This is a genomic window from Protofrankia sp. Cr2 (genome assembly GCF_963555885.1).
GTDB lineage: Bacteria > Actinomycetota > Actinomycetes > Frankiales > Frankiaceae > Protofrankia.
This window is the reverse complement of the sequence record NZ_CAUVXG010000022.1, coordinates 62166-70276: the sequence shown is the minus strand read 5'-3', so window position 1 is coordinate 70276 and position 8111 is coordinate 62166. Positions and strand designations below refer to the sequence as shown.

The 8111-nt window shown below is 68.9% G+C and carries 4 protein-coding genes; 1 reads left to right on the top strand and 3 read right to left on the bottom strand.

Features of this window, described 5'->3' with window-relative positions; all coding sequences use genetic code 11:
- Together U9978_RS12450 and glpK are read right to left on the bottom strand one after the other, a co-directional pair.
- A partial coding sequence (locus tag U9978_RS12450; protein WP_322761266.1) for a Rieske (2Fe-2S) protein occupies positions 1–766 on the bottom strand: 766 nt, incomplete at its 3' end.
- A gap of 438 nt (positions 767–1204) precedes the next feature.
- Positions 1205–2722, bottom strand: a complete 1518-nt coding sequence (gene glpK, locus U9978_RS12445) for a glycerol kinase GlpK (RefSeq protein ID WP_322761265.1) — start codon at positions 2720–2722, stop codon at positions 1205–1207.
- A gap of 402 nt (positions 2723–3124) precedes the next feature.
- Here glpK and U9978_RS12440 point away from each other — a divergent pair, with 402 nt between their 5' ends.
- Positions 3125–4768 (top strand): GAF domain-containing protein, encoded by a 1644-nt coding sequence (locus U9978_RS12440; protein ID WP_322761264.1) that lies wholly within the window; start codon positions 3125–3127, stop codon positions 4766–4768.
- A gap of 112 nt (positions 4769–4880) precedes the next feature.
- Here the strand turns inward: U9978_RS12440 and cydD are convergent.
- Positions 4881–8111, bottom strand: a 3231-nt coding sequence (cydD, locus tag U9978_RS12435) for a thiol reductant ABC exporter subunit CydD (RefSeq protein ID WP_322761263.1), incomplete at its 5' end; no start/stop codon positions are given.

The window sequence follows — 8111 nt, the reverse complement described above, 5'->3', positions numbered from 1 at the left end:
AGCGGTCGATCGTGGCATCTTTCTGCGTCCGGTAGATGGCCGCGGACGGCCCGATCATCTCGATGAACGCGAACGGCTTGAACCACCGCTGGACCTTGTTCCGGCTCGCGTCGTCGGCCGGCCGGAGCTGGTATTCAAGACGGTCTTCCTTGTTCACCATGACCGCGTACTCAAGGCGCCCGGTGCCCTTGTGGGCGTTCGGGAAGTGGTAGATGTCGGAAACGTGCTCCGCTACCGGCAGCAGTTTCCCGTGCGCGATGTAGACCTGACCCTTGAGGTTGAGGTACTTCTTGGAGTCGGCGTAGGAGACCTCCGTGAACTCACCGACTGGCTCCGGCCCGTACCAGAACCAGATGTTGCCGGCGTGTTCACGGACGGGGATCGACCGTTGGCCCGCCCGTGGGGGGATCTTCGACCGATCCAGCCCCGGGATGACGTCGCAGCCACCGTCCGTCCCGAATTCCCAGGCGTGGTAGCCGCACTTAATCCGATCATCGACGACGGTCCCGCAGCGGGCGAGGTCAGCACCCATGTGGCAGCACTGACTGTCGATCATTCCGACGTCGCCGTTCTTCCCCCGGAAGAGCGCGAACTGGTGAGACATGAACTCCACGGGAATGACCTGACCGGGCACGAGATCTTCACTGAACCGGGCGAAATACCAGCCCAGCGGATAGTCGGTCTTCTGTTCCTCGTCCATCGACTGGCCTTCGAGGAGCCGTCTGTCATATGCCTTCAGTTGTCTCTGCCATTTCGACTTCGACACGGGTCCTCCGGGAGTCCTACGTCTTCAAGGGCGAGTGCGCACGAAGCGGCCGGCATATCCAACTGGCATCTCCAACTGGCATATCCAGCCGGCATCAGGATGATGACGCTGCCGACCGGCCACTCCGTGCAGCAACATATGATCGACGTTAGCATGCAATCCACACCGAATCCCGCCGACCCCGACGCGTGACCGAAACAACAAACGGCACCCGGCAGCGAGGTAACACGGTGACGGCGATGTTTCGGACGGGCCGCCGTCGGCGGGGTCACTCTGTTACCAGTGCCATACCGACAGGGTGAACCGTTTCCACTGGAGTAGGCTGGCGTCTTCCCGCAGCGGCCGAGCAGCCCTTCGCCGCCCACTCATTCCGATTCCGACCGTTGGGCGGTGCGTGAATTTCAGTTGTTTCTCGGTCCAGGAAACACCGTTGGTGACTCAGCCCACATCCACCCAGTTCAGGGTGCGTTCAACCGCCTTACGCCAGCCCGCGTACCCGCTTTCGCGCCGGTCGACCGACCACTCGGGTTCCCACCGGCGGTCCTCCCGCCAGTGCGCGGCGAGTTCCTCGGTGTCCCGCCAGAAGCCCACCGCGAGGCCGGCCGCGTAGGCCGCGCCCAGGGCCGTCGTCTCCGCGATCACAGGTCGGCTGACGGGAATCCCGAGGATGTCCGCCTGCGTCTGCATGCACAGGTCGTTGGCTGTCACGCCGCCGTCGACCCGCAGAACGTCGAACCCCGCACCGGAGTCCTGACACATCGCCTCGGCCAGGTCACGGCTGGAGTAGCAGATCGCCTCCAGCGCGGCGCGGGCCAGATGTGCCCCGGTGTGGAAGCGCGACAGGCCCACGACCACTCCGCGCGCGTCCGAGCGCCAGTACGGCGCGAACAGCCCCGAGAAGGCGGGGACGAAGTAGATGCCGGCGCTGTCAGGCACTTGGCGGGCCAGCGCCTCACTCTGTGCCGCGCTGGCGATGATGCCGAGATTGTCCCGCAGCCACTGCACCGCCGAGCCCGTGACCGCTATCGAGCCTTCCAACGCATATACGGGATCCTGGTCACCGAACCGGTAGCCGACCGTGGTGAGCAGGCCGTTACCGGACCACACGACTCGCGTTCCGGTGTTCAGCAGGAGGAAGTTGCCGGTGCCGTAGGTGTTCTTGGCCTGGCCGGGGGCGAAGCACACCTGGCCGACGGTCGCGGCGTGCTGGTCCCCGAGCGCGCCGGTCAACGCCACCTCACCGCCCAGCGGCCCGGCCTGCGTGGTCGTCCCGTAGCCGGCCGGCTCGGATGACGACCGGATCGTCGGGAGCATGGCGGGCGGGATGTCGAACAACGACAGCAGCTCGTCGTCCCAGTCGAGGGTCTGCAGGTTCATCAGCATGGTGCGGCTGGCGTTGGTCACATCCGTCACGTGCACCCCGCCGTGCGGACCCCCGGTGAGGTTCCACAGCAGCCAGCTGTCCATGGTTCCGAAGATCGCGTCGCCCCGCTCCGCCGCCCTGCGGACCCCGTCCACGTTGTCGAGAATCCACTGGATCTTGGCTGCGGAGAAGTAGGTCGCGGGCGGCACACCGGCTTTGCTCTGGATGATCCGACCGCGACCATCCCGAATCAACGCCGACGCGAGCCGGTCGGTTCGGGTGTCCTGCCAGACGATCGCGTTGTAGTAGGGCCGGCCGGTATGCGGGTTCCACACGACGGTGGTCTCCCGCTGGTTGGTGACGCCGAGCGCGGCCAGGTCCGACGACCCGAGGTGGGCTCCGGCCAGCGCCGACTGGATGACCACCGCCGTGCGTTCCCAGATCTCCACGGGATTGTGCTCGACCCATCCGGAGCAGGGCAGAATCTGCTGGTGCTCCAACTGGTGGCGCCCGACCTCGTTGCCATCATGATCGAAAATCATGAAGCGAGTGCTCGTGGTGCCCTGGTCGATCGCTCCGACGAAGTCGCTCATCGCCCGCTTCCTCTCACCGCCTGTGGCCGCCGGCGAGGTTCACCCGGACCATGCCGTACCGATGCCGTACCGGGAAGACGCCAGCCCACGCCCTCGGCTGTTTTCGCCACGTCCGGTGAACATTCACATCTTCCGTTCGACCGGATTTGCCAATCATCGCCCGATCACGAGAACGTACCCCGGCGATTGCCGGCCGACTCCGCGCCGGCGCCAGATACTAACAATCTGTCGGCGGATCCGGTGGAGAATCCGGTCGGCGGTGAAGAGAATCACCCGGAAGTGCGGGGACCGGTAGGTCGTCACGGCCGCCACCGGGGCACACCGCGCCAGCCGGGATGATTCGCGCGACGTTGTCCGGCTGACGGATCAACCGGCCGCCAGTCGTAATACGTTGAGATCATCATGAACGCGGACGCTGGCAGCGAGAACGCCGTGCAACCATACGGCGACGATTTCGTGACCCATCGGGTCGATCGGGCGAAGGACCTGATCGTGACGCAGAGTCGCTTACGCGGTCTGTTGCGCGCGAACCGCATGGTCGCCTCCGACCTGAGCCTGTCCGTCGTGCTCACCCGCATTGTCGAAGCGGCCTGTGATCTCGTCGATGCCCGCTACGGAGCACTCGGCGTGATCGCCCACGACCAGCACCTCGAGCAGTTCATCCATGTCGGCTTCGACGAGAGCATGGTTCGCCGGATTGGTGATCTTCCTCGTGGCAAGGGCATCCTCGGCCTGCTCATCCGCGAGCCCTACCCACTGCGGCTCGACGACATCACCACCGATCGCCGGGCGGACGGCTTCCCACCCGGGCATCCGCCCATGCACAGTTTCCTCGGCGTTCCGATCCGTATCGGAACCAAGGTCTTCGGCAATCTCTACCTGACGGACAAACAGAACGCATCGCGTTTCACCGCGGAAGACGAGGAGCTCGTGCAGGCACTCGCCGCAAGCGCCGGTGTCGCCATCGAGAACGCACGTCTTTTCGAGGAGTCTCAGCGGCGGCAACGCTGGTTGCAGGCGTCCGCCGACATCACCCGCCATCTGCTGGCTGAAGGACCGAACCCGCTGGAGCTGATTGCGCGCAGAGCCCAGGAAGTCGCCGACGCCGACTTCTCCGCCGTCCTGCTGCCGCGATCATCGCCCGAGGAACTCATCGTGCAGGTCGCGACCGGCGAATACCCCGACGGGCTGGTCGGCACCGTTGTTCCCGCGTCTGATCCGTTGGCCGGGCGCAGCGGCCCGCTGATGGTCATTCCGCTCATCGCCTCGGGCGAGAGCGTCGGCGCACTCGTGCTCGGCCGGCGTACCGACGGCCGACTGTTCACCGATGCCGACATCGACATGGCGTCGGGATTCGCCGGGCATATCGCGCTGGCGCTCGAACTGGCCCAGGCCCGCGCCGACCGCGACCGGATAGCCGTCCTGGAGGAACGCGACCGCATCGCCCGCGACCTGCACGATCACGTGATCCAACGGATCTTCGCCACGGCGATCGGGCTGCAGGGCCTGGCCGCGCAGACCGAGGCGACCAACCAGCAGTCCGAGCGGCTCGCATCTTACATCGATGATCTGGACGAGACCATCGGCCAGATCAGGACGACCATCTTCCAACTGCGCCGGCGCGGCCGCCATAATCTTCCGAGCCTGCGTGGGCAGCTCCTCGACATCGTCGACGACGCCACCGCATCCCTCGGGTTCACCCCGCACCTGCGGTTCGAGGGTGCTGTGGACTCAACCGTCAGTGATGTTGTCGGGGAGCATCTGGTCGCCGTCCTGCGCGAGGCCCTGTCAAACGTCGCCCGGCATGCGCGGGCGACGCAGGTGCACGTGACGGTCTGGTCCACCGACGGAGAGGTCCGGGTGGATGTGATCGACAACGGGATCGGCGGCGTGGATCCCGATGGTCGCAAGCACTCCAGCGGGTTGGCCAACATGCGCAGCCGGGCCGAGGAGCTGGGGGGCAGGTTCAGCGTGTTCTCCCCCGCCGGCGCCGGCACCCGACTGTCGTGGTCGGCCCGTACCCGTGTGCCGGATCAGGACGCCTAGGTGGCCTGCGGCGGGTCCTGATCCGGTCACCCGAGCCGGTCACCCGAGCCGGTCACCCCATCCGGTCACCCGAGCCGGTCACCCCATCCGGTCACCCGAGCCGGTCACCCGGTCAGGCGACGCGGCGCAGGGTGGGCATCCCCCGGGCAACCCCGTCGGCGGCGCCCGCCAGCGTCACGACCGCGTCCAGCTCATCGAAACCGCTGGTGCGGTGGGTGATGAGCAGGAGCGTCCGGCCGCGGGTCACGTCCAGGATCGTGCGCATCACCGCAGTCTCGGTCACCGGATCAAGGTGCGCGGTCGGTTCGTCGAGGATGAGCACCCGTGGATCGGCGAGCAGCGCACGGGCCAGCAGCAACCGCTGGCGCTGGCCGCCGGACATCCGCTCGCCGTCCGCCCCGACCCGGGTCGCAAGGCCGTCCGGCAGGGCCGCGACCCAGTCGCCGAGCCCCACCCGGGCGAGCACGCCGGTGAGCTCCACGTCAGCCGCCCCGGGACGCGCGATCAGTAGATTCTCCCGCACCGTCGCGTCGAACACGTGCGCATCCTGTGTCATCCCGGTGACACTTTGATACAGCTCGTCGGTTCCGACGTGCCGCAGGTCGACGCCACCGACCTCGACCCGGCCCAGCACGGGATCGCGGAAGCGCAGCAGCAGGTCGACGACGCTGCTCTTGCCCACGCCGCTGGCCCCGACCAGGGCGACCCGGCCACCGGCCGGTAGGTACAGATCGAATCCGTCGAGCACCAGCGGGCCATCCGGGCCGTACCGCATGCGGACGCCGTCCATGCGGACGTCGAGCGGGCCGGCGGGCAGCGGTCGGGGCCGAGCGGGCTCGCCGACCGGGGGCTCGCGATCGAGGACCGCGAAGATCCGACCTGCGGCCTGGCGGGCTTCGGCGAGCGCCGCGAAGGCGCCGGTCAGGCCCGCCAGCGGCTCGAAAGCGGCGATCGTGGTGAGCACGACCACGCCGAGCATCACCGGGGACAGCGCCGCGCGGTGCACGGCGTTCACCCCGACGACGCTGACGGCCGCCAGTGTGAGACCGGCGGCAAGGGAGCCGGTCGCCGTCCCCCATGCCGGTGCCCGCTGCCACGGCCCGACCAGCCGCAGGATCTCGTCGTCGCGGCGGCGCAGCAGCGCAAGCCGGGACCGGACAGCGCCGAACGCGACAAACTCGTCCAGACCGTCGAGCAGGGAGACGATCTCGGTGTCCCTGCGCGCCCGCGCCAGCGCGGTGGCGGTGACCGTCCCACGGGTACGGCGGGCGGTCACCGGCCCGGCGATCACCGCGGCCACGGCGAGACCGACCGCCAGGACGGCGCCCGCGGCCGGCAGCACCACCGCGACACCGATCGCCGCCCCGGCACAGACCAGCGCCGCGGACACGGCCGGGCCCACACCCCGCAACAGCGACTCCCCGACCCCGTCGACGTCCGCGGTGAAACGGCGCAGCAGGTCCCCGCGCCGATGGCTACCAAGACCCGCGGGAGCGAGCGGGACCAGCCGCGCGAACACCTCCGCACGCAGCTGCGCCAGTCCGCGTAGGGCCGCGTCGTGACTGGAAAGACGCTCGACGTAACGAAAGACCGGCCGACCGAGCCCGAAGGCGCGCACGGCGACGACCGCGACCATCAGCGTGAGCACCGGTGGGTGCTGTGCCGCCCGGACGATCAGCCAGGCCGAAGTGGCGGTCAGGCCGATGCCGCACCCCAGGGCGACCGCCCCGGCGAGGATACCGAGCGCGAACCGTTGCCACGCCGAAGCGAAGAGCACCAACAGCCGCCGTGGCAACGCTCCCGACAGACCGACAGCACCGACAGCACCGACAGCACCGACAGCGGCATCAGGGACAGCATCGGGGACGATGGCAATCGGGACGACGACGGGTGTTGCAACGGGAACGCCCGGTGGGCGCAACGGCGTGGGGACCGTCGTGCGGTCGTCGATCACCCGTCCCGCCGAGATTGTGATCACCCGGTCGGCGACCCCGGCAAGCACGTCGGAGTGCGCCACGAGTACCACCGTCGCATGTCCGCGCAGCGCCGCGACCGCCGCGGCCACATGCTCCTCCGCGGCGGCGTCCAGGCTTTCCCCCGGTTCGTCGAGCAGGACCAACGCGGCGTTGCGGACCAGCACCCGGGCCAGCGCGACGCGGCGTAGCTCACCGGCTGACAGCTCCCCGCCGTCCTCGCCTACCGCGCGGCCCGCCGGTGGCGCACCCGCGGCGACCAATGCGGCGGTGACCTCGGCGGCACCGGCGCCCGGCCGTCCCAGCCGGACCTCATCGGCGACCGTGCCACCGCAGACCGCATGGGGACGCTGCGGCAGCCAGGCGATCCGGGCCCGCCACCCGGCCGGATCGTGGGCGGCGAGATCGGTGCCATCCACCAGCACCCGGCCCTGCGCCGGGATGAGCGCCCCACGCAGCAGTGCCAGCAGCGTGCTCTTCCCCGCGCCGCTCGGCCCGACCAGTGCGACGATCTCACCGCGACGGATGGTCAGGTCGACGCGCTGCGCATGGCGCAGCTGCACCCCGTCCAGCCGCAGTGTGTCGAACTGAACCGGAACGGGAACGACATCTGCGGGCACGACGTCAGCGGGTACGGCGTCGATCACATCGAGGGCGGCGCCGGCCGCGGTCAGGCCGGATACGGTCGCGTGATACTGCGTGCCGACTTGGCGCAGCGGCAGGTACACCTCCGGGGCGAGCAGCAGCGCGAGCAGCCCGCTGCGCAGGTCCAGCGAGCCCGACACCAACCGAAGTCCGACCGACACCGCGACCAGCGCCACCGACAGGGTCGCCAGCAGTTCCAACACGAACGACGACACGAACGCCCAGCGCAACGCCACCATGGTCTGTTCCCGGTAGGCATCGGTGATCCGGCGGATCACCTCCACCTGGGCCTTCGCCCGATTGAAGATCTTCAGCGTCGGCAGACCCTCGACGACGTCGAGGAAGTGCCCGGACAGCCGGCCGAGCACCGCCCACTGCTGGTCGGTCCGGGCCCGGGTGGCGAGCCCCACCAGCACCATGAAGATCGGAACCAGTGGCAGGGCGACCGCGAGCATGATCGCGGACGTGAGGTCCGCACCGGCGATACGGACGAGCAGGAACGGCGGGACGACCACCACCATGACCAGGGCCGGTAGAAAACGGGTGAGATAGGCGTCCATACCGTCGAGGCCGGCGCCCGCGGTGACCGCGAGCGCCCCCGATCCGCCGTCCCGGTCACGCCCGCCGCCGCAATGCTCGCCGGACGCCCGCTCGCCGGACGCCCGCTCGCCGGACGCCCGCTCGCCGGCCAGCTGTTCGACGGCCAGCTGTTCGACGACCGCCCC

What these genes read in the sequence shown, in the direction of transcription:
- glpK (WP_322761265.1), bottom strand. Translation starts at nt 2,722, where the DNA reads ATGAGCGACTTCGTCGGAGCGATCGACCAGGGCACCACGAGCACTCGC.
- U9978_RS12440 (WP_322761264.1), top strand. Translation starts at nt 3,125, where the DNA reads ATGAACGCGGACGCTGGCAGCGAGAACGCCGTGCAACCATACGGCGAC.